The 19,066-nt window shown below is 67.6% G+C and carries 17 protein-coding genes; 9 read left to right on the top strand and 8 right to left on the bottom strand.

Translation table 11 applies throughout. The features are described 5' to 3' along the window. Nucleotides 1-529: 529 nt before the first annotated feature. On the bottom strand, nt 530-2,017 hold the full coding sequence (dnaA, locus tag ACWDUN_RS13340; RefSeq protein ID WP_449929277.1) for a chromosomal replication initiator protein DnaA: 1,488 nt from the start codon (nt 2,015-2,017) through the stop codon (nt 530-532). A 588-nt stretch (nt 2,018-2,605) separates the two neighbouring features. On the opposite strand from dnaA, the gene rpmH reads away from it, so the two are divergent. The 9 genes from rpmH to ACWDUN_RS13295 all read left to right on the top strand — a co-directional run bounded on the left by rpmH (nt 2,606) and on the right by ACWDUN_RS13295 (nt 8,889). Next, the gene (rpmH, locus tag ACWDUN_RS13335; RefSeq protein WP_073695092.1) at nt 2,606-2,749 is read left to right on the top strand and encodes a 50S ribosomal protein L34; all 144 of its coding nucleotides are present in this window, start codon (nt 2,606-2,608) and stop codon (nt 2,747-2,749) included. Nucleotides 2,750-2,770: 21 nt separating this feature from the next. Continuing rightward, nucleotides 2,771-3,160, top strand: coding sequence for a ribonuclease P protein component (gene rnpA, locus ACWDUN_RS13330; RefSeq protein WP_449929267.1), 390 nt, complete (start codon nt 2,771-2,773; stop codon nt 3,158-3,160). A 50-nt stretch (nt 3,161-3,210) separates the two neighbouring features. Next, nucleotides 3,211-3,441, top strand: a complete 231-nt coding sequence (yidD, locus tag ACWDUN_RS13325) for a membrane protein insertion efficiency factor YidD (protein ID WP_449929265.1) — start codon at nt 3,211-3,213, stop codon at nt 3,439-3,441. A 43-nt stretch (nt 3,442-3,484) separates the two neighbouring features. Further along, the gene (gene yidC / locus ACWDUN_RS13320) at nt 3,485-4,558 is read left to right on the top strand and encodes a membrane protein insertase YidC (RefSeq protein ID WP_449929545.1); all 1,074 of its coding nucleotides are present in this window, start codon (nt 3,485-3,487) and stop codon (nt 4,556-4,558) included. Between the two features lie 71 nt (nt 4,559-4,629). Beyond that, nucleotides 4,630-5,187 (top strand): Jag family protein, encoded by a 558-nt coding sequence (locus ACWDUN_RS13315; protein WP_449929263.1) that lies wholly within the window; start codon nt 4,630-4,632, stop codon nt 5,185-5,187. A gap of 74 nt (nt 5,188-5,261) precedes the next feature. Continuing rightward, a complete protein-coding gene (rsmG, locus tag ACWDUN_RS13310; protein ID WP_449929261.1) occupies nt 5,262-5,945 on the top strand; it encodes a 16S rRNA (guanine(527)-N(7))-methyltransferase RsmG in 684 nt (227 codons plus the stop codon). After that, nucleotides 5,942-6,865, top strand: coding sequence for an AAA family ATPase (locus ACWDUN_RS13305; RefSeq protein WP_449929259.1), 924 nt, complete (start codon nt 5,942-5,944; stop codon nt 6,863-6,865). The genes rsmG and ACWDUN_RS13305 overlap by 4 nt, the downstream gene beginning before the upstream one ends. A 37-nt stretch (nt 6,866-6,902) precedes the next feature. After that, a complete protein-coding gene (locus ACWDUN_RS13300; protein ID WP_449929257.1) occupies nt 6,903-7,904 on the top strand; it encodes a ParB/RepB/Spo0J family partition protein in 1,002 nt (333 codons plus the stop codon). 238 nt (nt 7,905-8,142) lie between these two features. Next, the gene (locus tag ACWDUN_RS13295; protein ID WP_449929255.1) at nt 8,143-8,889 is read left to right on the top strand and encodes an acetyltransferase; all 747 of its coding nucleotides are present in this window, start codon (nt 8,143-8,145) and stop codon (nt 8,887-8,889) included. A gap of 8 nt (nt 8,890-8,897) precedes the next feature. Here the strand turns inward: ACWDUN_RS13295 and ACWDUN_RS13290 are convergent, their stop codons facing one another. The 7 genes from ACWDUN_RS13290 to ACWDUN_RS13260 form a co-directional block, all read right to left on the bottom strand. Further along, nucleotides 8,898-10,112: an N-acetylmuramoyl-L-alanine amidase gene (locus tag ACWDUN_RS13290; protein ID WP_449929253.1), complete on the bottom strand. Its 1,215-nt coding sequence runs from the start codon at nt 10,110-10,112 to the stop codon at nt 8,898-8,900. A gap of 121 nt (nt 10,113-10,233) precedes the next feature. Continuing rightward, nucleotides 10,234-10,569, bottom strand: coding sequence for a thioredoxin (trxA, locus tag ACWDUN_RS13285; protein ID WP_449929251.1), 336 nt, complete (start codon nt 10,567-10,569; stop codon nt 10,234-10,236). Between the two features lie 10 nt (nt 10,570-10,579). Further along, complete coding sequence (gene trxB, locus ACWDUN_RS13280; RefSeq protein WP_449929249.1) at nt 10,580-11,542, bottom strand: thioredoxin-disulfide reductase; 963 nt, start codon at nt 11,540-11,542, stop codon at nt 10,580-10,582. A gap of 81 nt (nt 11,543-11,623) precedes the next feature. Continuing rightward, the gene (locus ACWDUN_RS13275; protein WP_449929247.1) at nt 11,624-12,346 is read right to left on the bottom strand and encodes a hypothetical protein; all 723 of its coding nucleotides are present in this window, start codon (nt 12,344-12,346) and stop codon (nt 11,624-11,626) included. 7 nt (nt 12,347-12,353) lie between these two features. After that, the gene (gene sigM / locus ACWDUN_RS13270) at nt 12,354-12,914 is read right to left on the bottom strand and encodes an RNA polymerase sigma factor SigM (protein WP_449929245.1); all 561 of its coding nucleotides are present in this window, start codon (nt 12,912-12,914) and stop codon (nt 12,354-12,356) included. Nucleotides 12,915-13,012: 98 nt separating this feature from the next. Next, on the bottom strand, nt 13,013-16,708 hold the full coding sequence (murJ, locus tag ACWDUN_RS13265; protein WP_449929243.1) for a murein biosynthesis integral membrane protein MurJ: 3,696 nt from the start codon (nt 16,706-16,708) through the stop codon (nt 13,013-13,015). Continuing rightward, nucleotides 16,705-19,062, bottom strand: a complete 2,358-nt coding sequence (locus ACWDUN_RS13260; protein ID WP_449929543.1) for a DUF6049 family protein — start codon at nt 19,060-19,062, stop codon at nt 16,705-16,707. The genes murJ and ACWDUN_RS13260 overlap by 4 nt, the downstream gene beginning before the upstream one ends. Nucleotides 19,063-19,066: the final 4 nt, after the last annotated feature.

Here is a 19,066-nt window from a genome sequence, read left to right as displayed (position 1 = left end):
AGCAGCGGATTCCCCGTGTACTCACGAAAGCGTAGTCGCGTTCTGGTGTGCGACCGCACCGGCGTATCGAATCACAACCGTAGAGCGTCGGCGACAAACTTGAAAGCTATTCGCCCGGGCTGAGGACAGGGCACGGGCCGGTGCCGACCGGGCATGCGGTGCTCTGTCCCCAACAGCCTGCTTTTAGAAGATGAACTTCATAGAGATAAAAGCAACAGTATTAGGGGCTGTGCATTCTGTGGATGAACCCGCGCTGGTGCTGGTGGCGGGCGGCGGCGGACTGTGGGTCGGTTGTGGAGCAGTCATGAATGGTTTCGGCGCCACTGTGGACAAGTCCGCGGCTGTGCAGTGCACAACGGGTTGCCCGGAGGTTTCGCGCAGGTTGTGCACAGCCTCATCCACACCGGTGAACTGTGAATATCGATGCGGAAGTGACCAAAGTTTTTCGGCCGAAGGTGGCATTCACGGGGCACACGAGAGGGCGCCGAGCCGCGACCGCGGCGGCTCGAGCGGATTCTGAAAGGGTCGGTCAGCGCTTGGAGCGCTGTTTGATCCGGGTGGTGAGTTCCTTGACGTGATCGAAGATTTCACGTCGTTCGGCCATTCCGTCGCGGATCTTGCGCTCGGCGTACATGACGGTTGTGTGATCGCGGCCGAAGGCCTCACCGATGCGCGGTAGCGACAGGTCGGTGAGCTCACGGCACAGGTACATGGCGATCTGACGGGCCTGGGCCAGCGCACGCGTCTTACCGGGCCCACGCAGTTCGTCGACGCTGGTCTCGAAGTACTCGGCGGTGGCGGCCATGATCGTGGCGGTGCTGATCTGCATGGTGCTGGTATCGGCGATCAGGTCGCGCAGCACGATCTCGGCCAGCGATTTGTCGATGGTGGTCTTGCTCAGCGAGGCGAAGGCCGTCACCCGGATCAGCGCACCCTCGAGTTCGCGGATATTGCGTTCGATGCGGCTGGCGATGAGTTCGAGGACGTCGTCGGGCACATCGAGACGGTCCATCTGCGCCTTCTTGCGCAGGATCGCGATCCGGGTCTCCAATTCGGGCGGCTGAACATCGGTGATCAGACCCCATTCGAACCGCGTGCGCAGCCGGTCCTCGAGGGTGGCCAGCTGCTTGGGGGAGCGATCGGAGGAGATGACGATCTGCTTGTTGGCGTTGTGCAGGGTGTTGAACGTGTGGAAGAACTCTTCCTGGATACCGTCCTTGCCCTCGATGAACTGGATGTCATCGACCAGCAGGATGTCGACATCGCGGTAACTGCGCTTGAACGACGCCTTGCGGTCATCGCGCAGCGAGTTGATGAAGTCGTTGGTGAATTCCTCGGTGGAGACGTACTTCACCCGCATGCCGGGGAACAGGCGCTGCGCGTAGTTGCCGGCCGCGTGCAGCAGGTGGGTCTTGCCCAGCCCGGACTCACCCCAGATGAACAGCGGATTGTAGGCCCGTGCCGGTGCCTCGGAGATGGCCAGCGTGGCGGCGTGCGCGAACCGGTTCGAGGATCCGATGACGAACGTCTCGAAGGTGTAGCGCCGGTTGAGGGTGACGGAGTTGTCGCTGGCGGTGGCGGCCTGTTGGGACCGGTTGAAATACGACGGCCAACTGGCCTCCGCGCTGGCCAGCGCCTCGAGATCATCGTCGACCTCTTCGGTATCCGCCGAGTCCTGCGGGTTCTCGGGTTCCGGGTCGTCGTCGGGTTCGGGGGTGGCGATGCGCACCCCGAGTTCGACGCGTTGGCCCAGCTGCCGGCTCAACGCCGCGATGATCGGTTCGCGCAGGCCGCGTTCGATCTCGTTCTGGACGAAGGCGGTCGGCACGGACAGCAGGGCGAAACCCTCGGTGATCACCAGCGGTTTGACCAGTTTCAGCCAGGCCCGCTGCTGTGCGGAGAGTGTCGATTCGCGCGGTCCGCCGTTGACGGTCTCGCCGAACGGTGTTTCACCGTTGAGTTCGGCGACGACGTTGTTCCAGACCGTGACGAAAGAGGAATCTGGGTCCGCGGTCAATGACGCCTACCCCCTCATGGCTTCCTCGGGATGTCCCGGGGGCGACAGTAACAAACTGTCCACATGGTTATCCACAGCCTGTGGACAGCGGTCAGTAGCAGTTGTCGCGTTATCTGGTGGCGCGGATGCCGTGTGTCGGAGCTCGTCACATTCCGATGGCGGTCTGTGGGCTCGCGGCCGGTGGTCGTCCCCGCTCTGTGTCCGGCGCCGCCTCAGGTACAAGACGGCATTGCCAGAAGCTAACAGTTTTCTCTCGGAGTGCCAACCGTTCTGCAACATTGCGAGCGGGTTCTTCTGCGGCGGAGGATCGTTGGTGACGTATGTGACTTTTGTGCCGCGTGGTGAGCGATTCCGGCGAGGTCGGGGCGGGTCTGGCCAGGTTTGACCCAGACAATTCTCGTCAGTACCCTCGAGCAGTCGCCCACACGTGGCGATACGGCCGCTACCGGGTCCCGGACCAGATCCGGATACCGCAGCGGCTAAGTACGCAGGATGGATGAGCTTACCAACGGTGCTTGCGTCTTCGTCTGCCATGACATGCGTGGCGGTCGATGATGTCGGTACCACATCGAATGAGGAGAGACAGCCGTGGCCAAGGGCAAGCGGACTTTTCAGCCGAACAACCGCCGCCGGGCCCGTGTGCACGGTTTCCGGTTGCGGATGCGCACGCGCGCCGGTCGCGCGATCGTGTCTGCACGCCGCGGCAAGGGTCGCCGTTCTCTGACTGCGTGATTCGACGCGAGGTCTGAGGCGGTGCTTCCGGCCCAGTACCGGATGACACGGTCTACGGATTTCGGTGTCACGGTGCGGCAAGGCGTACGGGTGGCCCAGCCGGATCTGGTGGTGCATGCCTGGCGCGACGCGGCCGGCGACGCTCACGTCGCCGGTCCGAAGATAGGTCTGGTGGTGTCCAAATCGGTGGGGACGGCGGTGCAACGGCACCGTGTCGCGCGCCGGTTGCGTCATGCCGCCTATCACCTTCTATGCGAAGGAACCTCAGGTCTGGAATCGTCGGACCGAGTGGTGATCCGCGCCCTGCCGAGCAGCCGGGATGCGCTCTCGGCGCGCCTGGAGTCGGAGTTGCGCTCGGCACTGGCACGTATTCAGCAGCGTTCTCACGCACGAGGGCAGGCGCGATCGTGAGGGGCTTTCCTGCCCGGTGCGTGATCTTCGTGATCAATCTGTACCGCACTATGATTTCACCGCTTCGGTTGCCGTCGTGCCGGTTCATGCCCACCTGTAGCGAGTACGCGGTGGATGCCCTGACCGAGTGGGGTCTGATCCGCGGAGGTTGGCTGGCCGTGGTCCGGCTGGCCAAGTGCGGTCCATGGCATCGCGGAGGATGGGACCCGATACCCGAGCGCGGCGAGAAGGCCGGCGGTAAGACTTCCCGAGAAGTCGTCAGGAGCGATTCTGTTGTTTAACTGGTTCAGCCTGGACATCATCTACTACCCCGTCTCGGGGATCATGTGGATCTGGTACAAGGCCTTCGCCTTCTTGCTGGGGCCCTCGAACTTCTTCGCCTGGGCCCTGTCGGTGATGTTCCTGGTGTTCACGCTCCGAGCCATCCTCTACAAGCCGTTCGTCAAGCAGATCCGCACCACCCGGCAGATGCAGGAGCTGCAACCGCAGATCAAGGCGCTGCAGAAGAAGTACGGAAAAGACCGCCAGCGCATGGCGCTGGAGATGCAGAAGCTGCAGAAGGAACACGGCTTCAACCCGATCCTCGGCTGCCTGCCGATGCTGGCGCAGGTGCCGGTCTTCATCGGTCTGTTCCATGTGCTGCGGTCATTCAACCGGACCCAGGGCGGCTTCGGCCAGATCCAGCTCTCGGTGGAGCAGAACCGCGCCACCGGTAACTACTTCTTCAGCCCCACCGACGTGGCGCACTTCCTGGACGCCAATCTGTTCGGCGCGCCGCTGGGCGCCACGATGATCCAGACCAGCGGTCTGGACGCCTTCACCGAGTTCAGTCGCATTGCCGTGATCGGTGTCGGTGTCCCGATCATGATCCTGGCCGGCATCGCGACCTACTTCAACAGCCGCGCGTCGATCGCCCGGCAGAGCCCCGAGGCGGCGGCCAACCCGCAGACCGCGATCATGAACAAGCTGGCGCTCTACGTGTTCCCGCTGGGTGTCGTCGTCGGTGGTCCGTTCCTGCCGCTCGCCGTGATCCTGTACTGGTTCGCCAACAACATCTGGACCTTCGGCCAGCAGCACATCGTCTTCGGCAAGATCGAGAAGGAAGAGGAAGCCAAGAAGGTCGAGGCGCTGGAACGGCGCGCGGCCAATGCGCCGGCTCCTGGGGCGAAGCCGAACAAGGCCCGCAAACCCGCCAAGGATTCCTCCACGACCGAGGTGAATGCGGAGTCGTCGGCGAAGGAACTGACCGAGCCCGAGTCGGCTCAGGAGAGCACCGAGGGCAAGGGCGGCAGAACCCAGAGCGCGCCCAAGAACCAGAACGCCAAGAACGCAGCGTCCTCACGCGCGCCCGGGAACACCCCACGGCCGGGCAGCCGACCCAACAAGCGCAAGCGCTAGAAGCCAAGCCGAGAGCCGATCGACCCGGTAACAGACCGGAGGCGGACGTGGCAAGTAAGGAGAACACCGATATGACTGACGCAGAAATCACCGACCGCACGGACGCCGAGTCCGCCGACACCGACCCGGAGAGCCGCGACGCGACCGACGCGGTGGAGGACGATCTGGAGGACCGTCTGGTTGCCGAGGGCGAGATAGCCGGCGACTATCTCGAAGAGTTGTTGGATCTGCTGGACTTCGACGGGGATATCGATCTGGACGTCGAGGGTGACCGCGCGGTGGTGAGCATCGACGGTGGCAACGACCTCAACAAGCTGGTCGGCCGCAAGGGTGAGGTGCTCGACGCGCTGCAGGAGCTGACTCGGCTGGCCGTGCACCAGAAGACCGGTGAGCGCAGCCGACTGATGCTCGACATCGCGCGCTGGCGTCGGCGTCGTCGCGACGAGCTCGCCGCGTTGGGTGACAAGATCGCCCGCAAGGTGTTGGAGTCCGGTCAGCGCGAGGAACTGGCGCCGATGACGCCGTTCGAGCGCAAGATCGTGCACGACGCCGTCGCGGCGGTCGACGGCGTGCGCAGCGAGAGCGAGGGCGCCGAGCCGTCGCGCCGCGTCGTCGTGCTGCCGGCATAGGCGAGTTACACGAATGTAGTTCGAGCGACAGTGTTCGGGGCCGTCGTCCTGGAGCGAACCGGAGGATGTTTCACGTGAAACATGGTGAATTGAGTCCGGCGCCCCAGGCGGCGGCTCTTTGCTTTGGCGAGCAGTTGGCCACCGCACAGCGGTACGGAGAGATCCTGGCCGGGGCTGGGATCGAACGCGGTCTGATCGGACCGGCGGAGGTCGACCGCTTGTGGGAGCGCCACATCCTCAACAGCGCGGCCATGGCCGAGTTGTTCGAGCCGGGGGAGCGGGTTGCCGATATCGGTAGCGGCGCCGGGTTGCCGGGTATCCCGCTGGCGATGGCGCGCCCCGATCTGAAGGTGACGCTGATCGAACCGCTGCTGCGACGCAGCGAGTTCCTGCGCGAGGCGATCGCGGAGTTGGGTATCGAAGTCTCCGTGGTGCGTGGCCGGGCCGAGGATCGCGCCGTTCGTGACGAGGCCGGCGAGATGGACGCAGTGGTATCGCGGGCGGTCGCCCCGTTGGACAAATTGTCGCGCTGGAGCCTTCCGCTGTTGCGGACGGGCGGCCGGATGCTGGCTCTGAAGGGGGAGCGAGCGGTGGAGGAAGTCGAGGCGCATGAGCGGACGCTGCGTTCGCTTGGTGCGACAGAGGTGAGGGTGGTGAGATGTGGCGTGGAGTTTTTGAATCCGCCCGCCACCGTGGTCGTCGCACGACGCGCAGCGGTGGACAACAGGACGGGGCGACCCGGCAGGAGGAAGCGATGACCGGCCAGCGCGATGTTTCACGTGAAACATGGACGCCCGAGCCCGACGCGTGGCCGACGGTCGATACCCCGATCGCTGCCGAGGCCGAAAGGGCCAGCCGACTGCTACACAACCGAGAGCGGGGACTGCCGCGACCCGAGCGTCAACGCGTGTTCACCATCGCGAATCAGAAGGGCGGCGTCGGCAAGACGACGACCGCGGTGAATGTCGCGGCGGCGCTCGCGCGACAGGGGTTGCAGGTTTTGGTGATCGACCTCGATCCGCAGGGCAACGCCAGCACCGCGCTCGGCATCGAGCACCGGCAGGGGACACCGTCGTCCTATGAGGTGCTGATCGGTGAGATCCCGTTGGCCGAGGCGCTGCAGCGCAGCCCGCACAACGATCGGCTCTACTGCGTGCCGGCGACCATCGACCTGGCCGGCGCGGAGATCGAGTTGGTCAGCATGGTGGCGCGCGAGGGTCGGTTGCGTTCGGCGCTGGCCGGACTGCGCGAGCACAACTTCGATTACGTTTTCATCGACTGCCCACCCTCGCTCGGGCTACTCACCATCAATGCGCTCGTCGCCGCGCCCGAGGTACTCATCCCGATCCAGTGCGAGTACTACGCGCTGGAGGGTGTCGGGCAGTTGCTGCGCAATATCGAGATGGTGAAGGCACACCTCAATCCCGAACTCGACGTGACCACCGTGGTGCTGACGATGTACGACGGCCGCACCCGGTTGGCGGATCAGGTGGCCGAGGACGTGCGCGCCCACTTCGGCGAGAAGGTGCTGCGGACCGTCATTCCGCGCAGCGTCAAAGTGTCCGAGGCGCCGGGTTACGGCATGACCATCCTGGATTACGATCCGGGATCCCGCGGTGCGATGAGCTACTTGGACGCCAGCCGCGAGATCGCCGAACGCGGACGCCAAGCCAAGTGACACGGGTAGGACAGCAGTACATCGGGAGGAGCCGGCGATGAGCCAAGCGAAGAAGCGCAGCGGACTGGGACGAGGGTTGGCATCGCTGATCCCGACCGGACCCGCCGAAGGCGAGGCGCTCGGCGCCCCGCGCATCGGTGACAGCGCCGCCGATGTCTTGATGGGCGGGGCGCCCGCACCGGCCGAGCCGACCGCGGCCGAAGTGGCTGCCGTCGCCGAGTTCGGCGCGGTGTACCGCGAGATCGACCCGCAGCACATCGAACCGAATCCGCGCCAGCCCCGACAGGTCTTCGATGAAGAAGCACTGTCTGAACTGGTGCATTCGATCAAGGAATTCGGCGTCATGCAGCCGATCGTCGTGCGCGCACTGACCGCCGACGATGGTGCGCCGCGCTATCAGCTGGTGATGGGGGAGCGCCGCTGGCGCGCCTCCCAGGAGGCCGGTCTGACGGCGATCCCCGCGATCGTCCGCGAGACGGCCGATGACAGCATGTTGCGGGACGCGTTGCTGGAGAACATCCACCGCGCCCAGCTGAACCCTTTGGAAGAGGCCGCCGCCTATCAGCAGCTGCTCGATGAGTTCGGGGTCACCCACGATGAACTGGCGTCCCGGATCGGCCGATCCCGGCCGCTGATCTCCAACATGATCCGGTTGTTGCGTCTGCCCATCGCGGTGCAGCGTCGCGTCGCCGCCGGCGTCCTGTCGGCCGGTCATGCGCGCGCGCTGCTGTCGTTGGAGGGTGGACCGGAGAAGCAGGAGGAGCTCGCGGCCCGGATCGTCGCCGAGGGACTCTCGGTGCGGGCCACCGAGGAGGCCGTCACCCTGGCCAATCGCAACGGTCCGGCCGAACCGCCGGCACCGCGCCGCAAGCCGATCCAGATGCCGGGGCTGCAGGATGTCGCCGAGCAACTCTCCACCGCCTTCGACACCCGCGTGACGGTGAGCCTGGGCAAGCGTAAGGGCAAGATCGTCGTCGAGTTCGGATCGGTGGACGATCTGCAGCGCATCGTCGAACTGATGAACTCCACCAAGCCATGAACGGGCCGTTTCAGCGCGGTTTTCCCATGACCGGTGACACCGGCGAATTACGTCACTGTGACACTGGTGCCGCGTCAACCCGCAGAAATCCGGTATCCAGCGGAGATGGCATGTCTCACAACGTGTTTGACATCAAAGTCGGAAATCCCGGGCATCGGGCGCCGCACTGGGCTCCGCAGCGCCGCGTTGCCTATCCTGGAAGTCCGTGGGCTCCCAGAACTGAAGGTTGAGGAAACGAGTGTCAGCGCGAATCAGCTCGCTTCGGCTTGAAGCCTTCGATCAGCTGCCCAAGCACGCGCGGCGGTGCGTGTTCTGGGAGGTCGACCCGACCACGGTGCAAGGCGAGGACCATCTGGCCGACCCCGAGTTCGAAAAAGAAGCCTGGCTGTCGATGGTGATGCTGGAGTGGGGCTCGTGCGCACAGGTCGCGTTGCAGGGTGCCGCGCTACCCGGCGAGCAGGATCCCGATCGGCCCGAGGTGTTCAGCGACGCACCGTGTCTGGGGTACGCCTTCTACGCACCGCCCGGCGCGGTGCCACGGGTGCGCCGTTTCCCGACCGGGCCGGTCAGCGCCGACGCCGTGCTGTTGACGTCGCTGGGGGTCGACGCATCCGATGATGGCGAACGGTTGCCGCACGCGCTGATCACCGCGGTGGTGGGGGACTTGGTGCGTCGCGGAGTCCGAGCCCTGGAGGCGTTCGGGCGGACGACCTTGACCGACGAGCTGTGCACCCAGACGATGACGGTCGAGATCCAGGCTGTGGTCGAGGCGCTGGGGGACTGTTCGGCCGCTCAATGCATGGTGTCCGCGGACTTCCTCACCGAGGTGGGTTTCGAGGTGGTGGCCCCACATCCGTACTTCCCGCGGCTGCGCCTGGAACTCGAACAGGGCCTGGGCTGGAAGGCCGATGTCGAAGCCGCGCTGGAGCGGCTGTTGGAAAGCGCCCATATCCAGGCGCCGGTGGGTGCTGCGGCGGTCGGCTGAGCGGCCGATCAGCCCGGTGACATCCGGCCGGCCTCGACCGAGAGCTCGTGGGCCAGCAGTTCGGCGAAGGTGAACGTGCCGGTGGGCCGGTCGTTCTTGCCCAGCAGATACAGCCGCTTGACCGCGGCCAACATGCCCTCGGCAATCGCGTCGCGCGATGCCGCGGAGGCCAGCAGCGTCCGATCGTGCGGATTGGTGACGTAGCCCAAATCCACCTGCACCGTGGGCATCCGGGTCAGGCGCAGCAGGTCCCAGGTCCGGCCGTGCACGCGGCAATCACGGGATCCGGTGCGCGCCACCAGCTCTCGCTGGATGAAATCAGCCAGATTACGGCCGATGGTCGACACCGAACCGTGCGAATTACCGAAGTGGAAGGACGCCACACCACTGGCGGTGGGGCTGACGTGGCCGGTGCACCGCAGGCTGATCATCAGGTCGGCACCGACGGTGTTGGCGGTCGCCGCACGCTCGGCATCCGAGGGGCTGTGGTGCACCGGGCGAGACAGGAAGGTGTCCATGCCGATGGCGGTCATCCGGCCTTCGAGCCGACTTGCCAAGTCCCACAAGATGTCTGCTTCGCTGACCGGGCCTTCGGGCCCGGCGATGATGGCGCCGAGGTCCGATCCGCCGCGACCCGGATCGATGATCACCCGCTTGCCCGACAGCCGCGGTCCGGAGCGGCGCACCAGCTCCTCCTCGCGGATGGCATGCGGCGATCCGCCGGTCACCCGCGAACCGAGGAAGTAGAGCGAACGCAGGGTCTCCGGACCGCAGATACCGTCGGGGAACAGACCGTACTCGCGCTGGAAGAACATCAGCGCGTTGTGGGTCTGCAACCCGAAGTGCCCGTCCACCAGACCGGTGTAGAACCCGAGATCCTGTAGCCGGGCCTGCAGGGTGGCGACATCGTCGCCGTACATCGGCGCACCGAACTGGTGCGACAGGGTACGGGCTCCGAGCTGATAGGACGCCTCGCGCAGGGCACGCGCGGTCGCCTCGCCGACCATACCGTCGACGAGCAGGCCGCGGTGCTGCTGGAAGGCCCGCACCGCATGGTCGAGATCGTCGTCGAACACATCGACGGCGACGTGGCGGCCGGTGGTGGGATCGGCATCCGGGCTGTCGATCAGCCCGAGGCCGGCCAGTGCCGCCCGGATCTCGATGACCGCGCTTCCGCGATCACCGCGACGCAGAATCGACATACCAGGCCTTTCAGACAACATTCACCCCCGTCACGACGACCGCAGCGACCGTCCGGACAGACAGCATTGTCTCAGATGACGGCGAAAATCCGGAAAACCCCGGCGTGTGGTTCGGCGGCGGGGGCCGCCGCGAGGCCGACGATCAGGCCAGATCGTCGGCGATCTCGCGGAGCAGGGCGGCCTTGCCCTTGGCCCCGACGATGCGCTTGACCGGCTGTCCGTCCTTGAACAGGATCAGCGTGGGAATCGACACCACCTGGAAGTCGCGCGCGGTCGCCGGATTGGCATCCACGTCGATCTTGGCGACCTTGAGGTCACCGGACTTCTCCGTGGCGATCTCCTCCAGCACCGGGGCGACCATCTTGCACGGACCGCACCAGGTGGCCCAGAAGTCGACGAGCACCGGGGTGGAGCTGGACAGCACGTCCTGCTGGAACGAGTCGTCGGTGACCGCGACGGTCGCGGAGTTCTCAGCCATCAAACTTCTCCTAATCTTCGGTGGGAGCAGGGAATTCGGTCAGCCAGCGCTCGGTGTCGATTGCCGCCGAGCATCCGGAACCGGCGGCGGTGATGGCCTGTCGGTAGGTGTGGTCCACGAGATCGCCTGCGGCAAAGACACCTTCGACCGATGTGGCGGTGGTACGGCCGATGACCTCGACGTAGCCGTCGTCGTCCACGCCGACCTGTCCACGCACCAGATCCGAGCGCGGGATGTGACCGATCGCGACGAAGACACCCGTCACGGCGAGCTTGGACTCTTCGTCGGTTACCGTGTCGCGCAAGCGGATTCCGGTGACCTTCGGGTCGCCCTCGATCTCGGTGACCGCGGTGTTGGTGAGGATGGTGATCTTCTCGTTGGCCTTGGCCCGTTCCAGCATGATCTTCGATGCGCGGAACTCGTCGCGGCGGTGGATCAGCGTCACGGTGCGGGCGAACTTGGTCAAGAAGATGGCTTCCTCCATGGCCGAGTCGCCGCCACCGACCACTGCGATGTCCTGGTCGCGGAAGAAGAATCCGTCACAGGTGGCACAGGTGCTCACACCGAGCCCGATGCGCTCCTGCTCACCCGGGATGCCGAGCTGGCGGGCGGCGGCCCCCATGGCGAGGATCACCGACTTGGCGCGGTGCGTCTCGTCGCCGACCGTGACGGTCTTGATCGGCCCGCTCAGATCGACGGCGTCGACATCCTCCATGCGCAGATCCGCGCCGAAGCGCAGGGCCTGCTCACGCATCTCCTCCATCAGATTCGGACCGGTGATGCCGTCCCGGAAACCCGGGTAGTTCTCGACCTCGGTGGTGGTCATCAGCGCACCACCGAACGAGATGCCTTCGAACACCAGCGGCTTCAGTTGCGCGCGGGCGGTGTACACCGCGGCGGTGTACCCGGCCGGGCCGGAGCCGATGATGATCACGTCGTGGATGGGGGACGTGTCCTGGGAAGTGGTGGACATCGTGGATATCCCGGCCTTTCTGCCGTAGCGACGGCGTGTGTTCAAACACCAGCGTAGGCGTGGGTGTTCCCGGCCGTCCGGTTAGGGCCGTGGCAGCACCGTGCGGGCCGTGATCGCCGAACCGCCGGCCGGGCAACCGCCGGTCACGACGACCACCGTCACCTCCTCGACCGCCGGTCCGGGCAGCACCAACAGAACGCCGTCGGGCACCTGCTGGGCCCCCAGGATGGCGGTCTCGGCGGGGTACCCGATATCGCTCAGGCAGCGGCGGGGATCGGCGAGGGCGCGCAGGTCGGGCGGGCGGATCAGCAGGGCATGGATGGCGGCTACGGGCAGCGGTATCGCCGATCCGGTGCCGGATACCGTGATGTGCTCAGCTGTCGGCCCGTCGGTGCGAAACGCCGGGCGGCGCGGTTCGTCGCCACCCGAGAGCGCGAACACCCCGATAACGGCGGCCGCCAGCGCGGCCCCGACGCCGATGATCGCCCCGGCACGCCGCATCGGAGGGCGAGCCGCGTGTCGACGTGGCGCACCATCGGGCGGCAGCACGCGATGCTCACCGCGCAGGGCCGCCGCGACGGACGCGCTGACCTCGGCCGGGGCCGGTGGGGCCGGGGCGTCGCGGAGTTGACCGAGTTCCCTGCGGACCCGGTCGAGCGCGGCCATGGTGTGAGCGGCCTCGGGATCGGTGCGCACCCGACTGCGCACCTGGGCCGCGGTCGCGTCATCGAGCAATCCGGCCTGTAGGTCGGCGAGTTCGGTCGCGGTGACCGGTTCGGCGGGCTCACCGGGCTGGCTGTGCACCAGACCATCATGGCGCGACGGGTGTCTGCAGGTAGCCCAGGGTGGCGGCCAGTTTGGCGCGGGCCCGGGCGCATCGGCTCTTGACGGTGCCCTCCGGGATGCCGAGCAATTGCGCGGTCTCGGCGACCGAGAAGCCCTGCATGTCGACGGCGACGACGGCGGCGCGTTGTTCCAGGGGCAGCCGCATCAGCGCCCGCTCGATCACGATCGCGGTGTCCACCCGCGGTGTCGGGTCCCCGGTGAGACCGCCGCTCATGGGGTCCAGCGGGGTGGTCGGATGCGATTTGTGTTTGCGCAACCGATCCAGGCAGGCGTTCACGACGATGCGGTACAGCCAACTGCGCACCGAGCAGTCGTGCCGGAAGCCGGCGGCGCCGCAATGCGCCGACAACATCGCCTCCTGCAGGGCGTCGCGGGCGTCATCGGGGCATCGGGTGGTGATGTGCGCCATCCGGTACAGCTGGGGTTCGTAGCGGTGGAACAGTTCCTCGAAAGCGAACCGGTCACCGGCGACGTGTGCGGCCAGCAACTGCTCATCGGTGCGGTGGTGCTCGGTGAATTCCCCCACAGCCGAACACTAGGCAGCGCCGCGACCCGTTCCCGACATCTCTTTTGCGCGGCCCGCTGAGCTGGGCGATCCTGCGCATCCGCCTGGGGATAACCGCGTCAGGACCGGGTTTTGAGGGTGATCTCGCTGATATCGGATCGGCTCTCGCCGTCCACGGTGCCCAGGGTGGTGATCCACACCAGCACATAGGAGGTCGACTGCGCATCGGGTATGTCGATGGTGTTGGAGCCGGTTTGCAGCGGGGTCGGCGGTGTCAGTTCGGTGGTGTCCTCCAGCGACGCCGGGTTGGCGGTGTCGGCGGCCCGGATCTGCACCGAGGTGCCGACGCTGGACACGTCCAGGGTCACCGAGCCGAGCTCGGTGGGCCGGGGCAGTTGCAGCATCAGCCCGACGCCGTTCTTGAAGCCGGGGAACGGCGCGGGATCGGAGTAGGTGTCGGTGGGCCAGACGGTGGCCGGGTTGCCGTCGATGGCCAGGCCGGCCTCGTTCGGGGCGTCGGCTTCACCCTCGGGGGAGTACACCGTGGCGCGCACCGGCTCGACGGTGCCGCCGTCGGCCTCGGCGGTGGTGCTGGTGGGGTTGTTCAGGCCGAGTTCATCGCGGTCCAGGCCGCCACCGACATCGCCGAAGATGCGGCTCAGCACGGTGGCCAACAGGACGAAGACCACGATCACGAGGGCGCCGCCGACGGTGAGCCCGATGATCAGACCCTTGCGGCGCCGTGCGGCGGACTGCGGGTCCGCGCCTGCTGCGCCTGCCGGGGCCACCGGATCGGCCGCCGGTTCGTCCAGCGGTGCGATGTACTCGGTGCGATCGGCCACCGCGGTGGCCTGCTGCAGCAGGTTCAGCAGTGTCGGTGCGCTGCGGATGCCGCCGCCGTCCTGCACCGCGCGTGCCGCGGCCGCCGAGATCTGGAACGGGATGTCGGGGTTGACCGACTGCGGTTCCACCGGTTGGCCGACGGTATCGAGCGCGGCGCGTTCCAGGCCGCTGTGCGAACCGGATTCGGGCAGCGGCCACCGGTTGATCAGCAGCGCGTACAGCGCGGCGCCGACGCCGCGGATGTCGTCTTCGGGGGTGGCGTCGGGCAGGGTCGCCGGGAACGCGAGCGCGACATCGCCTTCGATGCTGACGCGGATGCGGCCGGGATCGTCGATGGACAGCGCGACGCCGGAGCGGTGCGCCACCTCGGCGGCGCCGGCCAGCGATTGGATGGCGCGGGCGCCGCCGATGGGGGATGGGGAGGTCTCGGCGACCTCGGCCAGCGATCCACCACGGATCCACTCCGAGACCACCAGGCCGCCCGGTCCGGTGCGGGTGACGTCGAGGATGCGGGCCAGTCCGGGGCTGTCGATCTTGGACAGCCGCTGGGTGCGGCCGAGGATGTCCTTCAGTTCGCCGTCGGGTAGCAGGCCTTCGGGGTCGACGAAGGTGAGCGCGACCTGGCGGTCCAGCGCGGTGTCCAGGGCGTGCCAGAACCGCAGTGTGTCGGTGCCGCCGTGGGAGACCAGAAGCCGGTAGCGGCCGCCGGCGATGGTGGCGCCCGGGATCAGGTGCAGTTCTTCACCGATCGACGCCTCGGTGGGACCCTCCCGCGGCGGGTCGAAGGCCAGCGGTTCGCGGGTGGGGTCGCCGCCGTAGTCGGCGGGCGGGCGGGTGCTGAAACCGCCGGTGTCGGGCTGGAAGTCCGCCGCGGTGAACCGCGTATCGGACTCAGCGGTGAACCGCGTATCGGACTCAGCGGTGAACCGCGTATCGGACTCAGCGGTGAACCGCGTATCGGACTCAGCGGTGAACCGCGTATCGGATTCTGCGGTGGCCTGCGTATCGGACTCTTCGGTCTGCGACGAATCCGCGCCCGAGGTCCCCGAGAGCGGGATCCGCGTGGTGGCGCCCGAGTCGGGATCGGGGTCACCGCCGTGCTCCGGCGTCGACCCACTCTCGGGTTTATCGCTCACCGATGGTCCTTTCCGACTGTGACTCCTGGCAATCCCTGGTTGCGGTGCGTACCGGCGGGCTGCCGGGGGACGTGGGGGCCGCATCGGAGGCAAATTGCTCTGATCAGGGTACGTGACCGCGCCTGTCCGGCGACGGACGTCGGGGCTGCTCGTGCGCGCTGCGGCCGACGCCGTGCGGCCACCGAGTCGGCGGCGTACGGCGTCGACGGCCGACAGCGCATCGGGCACCTTGGCCGACCACAGCACCACCCCGATGATCGGCGCCATGATCACACCGATCACGAACAGCCGCAGCAACGACCCGGCGCCTCCGCCGTGCCCGGTCAGCGCCTCCAGGCCGAGCAGCTGGTCGACGGCGTGGGCGGCCAGGCCGGCGATCATCGACGCCGCGATGGTCACCAGGATGGTGTGCATCACGCCGACGCTGATCAGTCGGCCGTTCGACGGACCGTGGCCGCGGGGCAGCAGGTTGGCGCGCAGCACCACGTAGCCGACGGTGGCGCCGGCCAGGAACCCGAGCCCGTTGGCCAGCCCGAGATAGCCGGCGACCATGCCGGGGTCGGTGACCAGATGGGGCACCGCCACCGATGCGGCGATCTTCACGGCGGTGATCACCAGGATCAGCACGATCGGCGTCCACGGCTGTTGGCGGGCGTAGAACACCCGCAGCTGTAGCAACACCAGCGAGTACGGGATCAGCGTGAACGCCGACAGGGTGATCGCCATGCCGAGATAGCGCGCGTCGGTGTCGCCGAAGTTGCCGTAGGCGAACAACGCACTGCCGATCGCGGGTCCGCCGACGGTCATCACGGCCACCACCGGGATCAGCGTCAGCATGGTGAGCCGCGTCGCGAGGTTCAGATCCGCCAGTACCGCCGGGGTGTCGTCGGCGGCGGCATTGCGCGACAGTCGCGGCATCACCACGGTCAGCACGGTCACGCCGATGATGCCGAACGGCAGCTGCAGCACCAGCCAGGTGTAGTTGTAGATGGCCGGCCCGGATGCGGATGCGGCGCTGGCGATCTGGTTGCCCACGATCAGCCCGACCTGGCTGATCAGGACGTAGAGCACCATCGCCAGCGCCATCATGCCGAAGGTCTTGATCCGGTCGTCGATGCCCCACAGCGGTTTCATGCTGACGCGCTCGTTGCGCAGCGCGACGAACACGACCGCGGCCTGGGCCACCACGCCCAGCGTGGTGCCGATTCCCAGGACCAGCAGTTTGGCATTGCCCATCTCGACCGGGTCGACCGAGAGTTCGCCGGGCACAATCAGATACAGCCCGATGGTGGCGATGGCGACGACGTTGTTGACCACCGGCGCCCAGGCGGGCGGTCCGAAGATGTTGCGGGTGTTCAGGATTGCCATGAACACCGAGGACAGGCCGTAGAAGATGATCTGCGGCAGCAGCAGATAGGCGAACGCCGTGGTCAGCGGGCTGTTCACCAGCGGGTCGGAGCCCAGCATCAGGTCGGTGAGCAGCGGTGCGGCCAGCGTGGAGGAGATGGTCGCCACCAGCAGCAGGACGGTCGCCAAAGTGAGCAGCTTGCGGATGAAGGCCGCACCACCGTCGGCGTCCTCGCGTTCGGCCCGCGCCAGCACCGGTACGAAGATCGCGGTGAACGTCGCCTCCAAGACCAGCGCGGCGATCAGGTTGGGCAGCTGGTTGGCCACCGAGAAGGCGCTCAGCAGCGGCCCGCCCAGGATGATGGCCAGCAACACCATCCGGGCGAAGCCGGTGAGCCGACTGATCAGGGTCGCCAGGGCCATCGCCCAAGAGCGCGACACGACGGCGGAGTCGGACAGTTCCTTGCGGGTGCGGGGCGCGGCGCTCATCGGTTCCCGCCGGGTGGATCGTCGACGGTGTGCGCCAGCGCGGTGTCCAGCGGGTCGGGTCGGCGCGGCTCCCGGGTCGGCGGAACCAGATCGGCCCGGTCGGGCTGGCCGCGGAATCGGTGCCACAACCGGCGACCGACCAGCAGCGCCAGGATGATGCCGCCGGTGAGGGTGATGAAGAACAGCACCTTGCCGTAGGCGTTGGAATGCACCGACAACCGCACCGGGTCGCCGAGGTCCATCCCGTCGGCGGTGCTCAGCGACACGTCCACCGCGAACCGCTGGGTGAAGTGCACCTCGATGGGCACCCGCACGGGAAGGAATCCCGGCGGCAGTTCGATCACGCCCGGATCCTCCACCTTCATGCCCGGCGGGGCGTCGATGCGCAGCCGGACCCTGATCGGCACCGGAAGGTCGTTGCGCAGCGCCAGCGGCAGTGGGCTGCGCTCGGTGGCCAGCGTGTAGGACCCACCCGGGTTGACCACCGTCACGGCCGCGAACAGGTCGGCGACAGTCCGGCTGACGGTCGAAAGACGTTGCTGCGCGGACTGATTGCGGAGCTGCGCCGGAGTCGACTGGCTGAGTGCGCGCAGCATGTCCTCGCGTAGCGGCGCGGTGTACTGCGCGCCGGTCAGGCCGGTGCGTTGGTCGACGGTCAACGCCGACGTCAGAGCGCCCAACCGCGCGGTGATCGCGGCGATGCCGGAGGTGACCCCGCTGTCGAACCTGGCGGCGGGGTCACCCTGCGTCGGTGCGGCAGGGGAGACCTCCGAGGGCGCCGACGGTGGTGTCTGTGCGATGACGGCCGGCAGCGGGCGCGGGACGGCCAGACCCGCGCGGATGGCGGTCGCGACGGAGGTCAGGATGCTCTGCGCCTCATCCGGGTTCAGATCCCAGGTCAGCGGCGGCAGCACGATCTGGTTACGCGGTTCGACGTCGGGTTGCAGTCCCCGCCACAGCAGCGAGCCCAGCGCGTTCTGCAACCGCGCGGTCCGAGAGTCCTGCTGCAGCGGGATGTTCAGCCCCGGGTCCAGGTAAGCCGGTGCGCGCGGTGCCGCACCGGTGCCGGCCAGCGCTGCTCCCAGGGCGGGGTCGAACGGCGCGGCGACCACCGTCGGTGCGTAGCGCCGCGGGGCGAGGTCGGCCGCGGCGGTGTCGTCGGAGGTCAGCGGCGCGGCGGCGATCGCGACGGTCGGTGCCTGCCGCGCCAGCAGACCGACCGCGGGTTCGGTGAGCGGTCCGTCGCCGATGAGGGTGGCCCCGCGCACCGACCGCACGCCGAGGATCTGATCGACGATATCGGCGCCGGCATCGGTGGCGACGGTGTTCAACCCGCTGTCGCCGACGCGGCGCAACGCGTCGAGATCGGCCTGGGCGTACACGGTCGGCGTCACGCACACGCGCTGGGTCAGCGCCTTGAGCCGGCTGAGCCAGCTGATGGCCGCTTCCTGCCCGGCTCCCGGACGCGTCGGGGAGTTCAGGCCGCCGGCGGGGTCGTCGTTCACCACGTAGCCGCCGGTCATCGCGTTCACGGTGATCAGCAGGTCGGGGTCCACGGCCAGGCACAGCGTGGTGCGCATGGCGCCGTCGGCGTCGACGGCGGCGCTGGTGGCGAAGTCGGCGGCCGACAGCAGCGTGTCCAGCCGGCCGCCGGGTGCCAGCGAGGTCGCCAGGTCGTCGTCGAGCAGCCGCACCGGGGTGGTGCCACCGGGGATGCCGGCGGCCAGTCGCGGCCGGTCGGCCAGTGGCCACAGCACGGTGGTGGCCACCGGCCGTGAGGTGTCCGGGGGTACCACCGCGGAGAGTCCCTCGGCGTCGCCGGTGGCCGGGTCGGGTGGCACGCCGAGCACCGGGAGCAGCAACCGGGCGTCGTCCAGGCGCGCCGGGGCGCCGTAGTCGGGGGTCCCGTTGACGTTGACCAGCAGCGGGTAGATGCCCGGCTCGTCGATCTTCAGGGTGGGTTCGCCGTTGCCACGCACCGGATAGGACAGCGTGAATGGCGCCTCCTGGCCGCGCTGCAGTTCACCGGACACGGTGATGAACGGCGCGACGGGCAGGTACTGGTCGAGGTTGCCGGCCAGGTCGGTGCGCAGTCCGGCCGACCCGGTGACGGCCGGGGCGTGTTCGAGGCGGACGACGATATCGCGCACCGGCCGGTCACCGATATTGCTGACGGTGCCGGCCACGGTGACCACCGAACCGGTCGTGGTGGTGACGATGTCGGGGCTGACCCGGTCGATGCGCAGCTTGAGGAACATCGTCGTGCCGGGTTCGGCGACGGCGGTTCGGCCGGCCGGGGTGACCAGGAGCAGCACGAGCAGTACGGCGGTCAGAACGCGCAGCAGTACCCGCACCGCA

This window comes from Mycobacterium sp. NPDC003323, assembly GCF_053589535.1.
The sequence above is the reverse complement of the archived record's forward strand: the minus strand, read 5'-3'. Positions and strand labels throughout refer to the sequence as shown.

Excerpts from the sequence above, each read along its gene's own strand:
- yidD (WP_449929265.1), top strand. The coding sequence starts at position 3,211 with ATGATTTCACCGCTTCGGTTGCCGTCGTGCCGGTTCATGCCCACCTGT.
- yidC (WP_449929545.1), top strand. The coding sequence starts at position 3,485 with ATGTGGATCTGGTACAAGGCCTTCGCCTTCTTGCTGGGGCCCTCGAAC.
- ACWDUN_RS13315 (WP_449929263.1), top strand. The coding sequence starts at position 4,630 with ATGACTGACGCAGAAATCACCGACCGCACGGACGCCGAGTCCGCCGAC.
- ACWDUN_RS13305 (WP_449929259.1), top strand. The coding sequence starts at position 5,942 with ATGACCGGCCAGCGCGATGTTTCACGTGAAACATGGACGCCCGAGCCC.
- ACWDUN_RS13300 (WP_449929257.1), top strand. The coding sequence starts at position 6,903 with ATGAGCCAAGCGAAGAAGCGCAGCGGACTGGGACGAGGGTTGGCATCG.
- ACWDUN_RS13290 (WP_449929253.1), bottom strand. The coding sequence starts at position 10,112 with ATGTTGTCTGAAAGGCCTGGTATGTCGATTCTGCGTCGCGGTGATCGC.
- trxA (WP_449929251.1), bottom strand. The coding sequence starts at position 10,569 with ATGGCTGAGAACTCCGCGACCGTCGCGGTCACCGACGACTCGTTCCAG.
- trxB (WP_449929249.1), bottom strand. The coding sequence starts at position 11,542 with ATGTCCACCACTTCCCAGGACACGTCCCCCATCCACGACGTGATCATC.
- murJ (WP_449929243.1), bottom strand. The coding sequence starts at position 16,708 with ATGAGCGCCGCGCCCCGCACCCGCAAGGAACTGTCCGACTCCGCCGTC.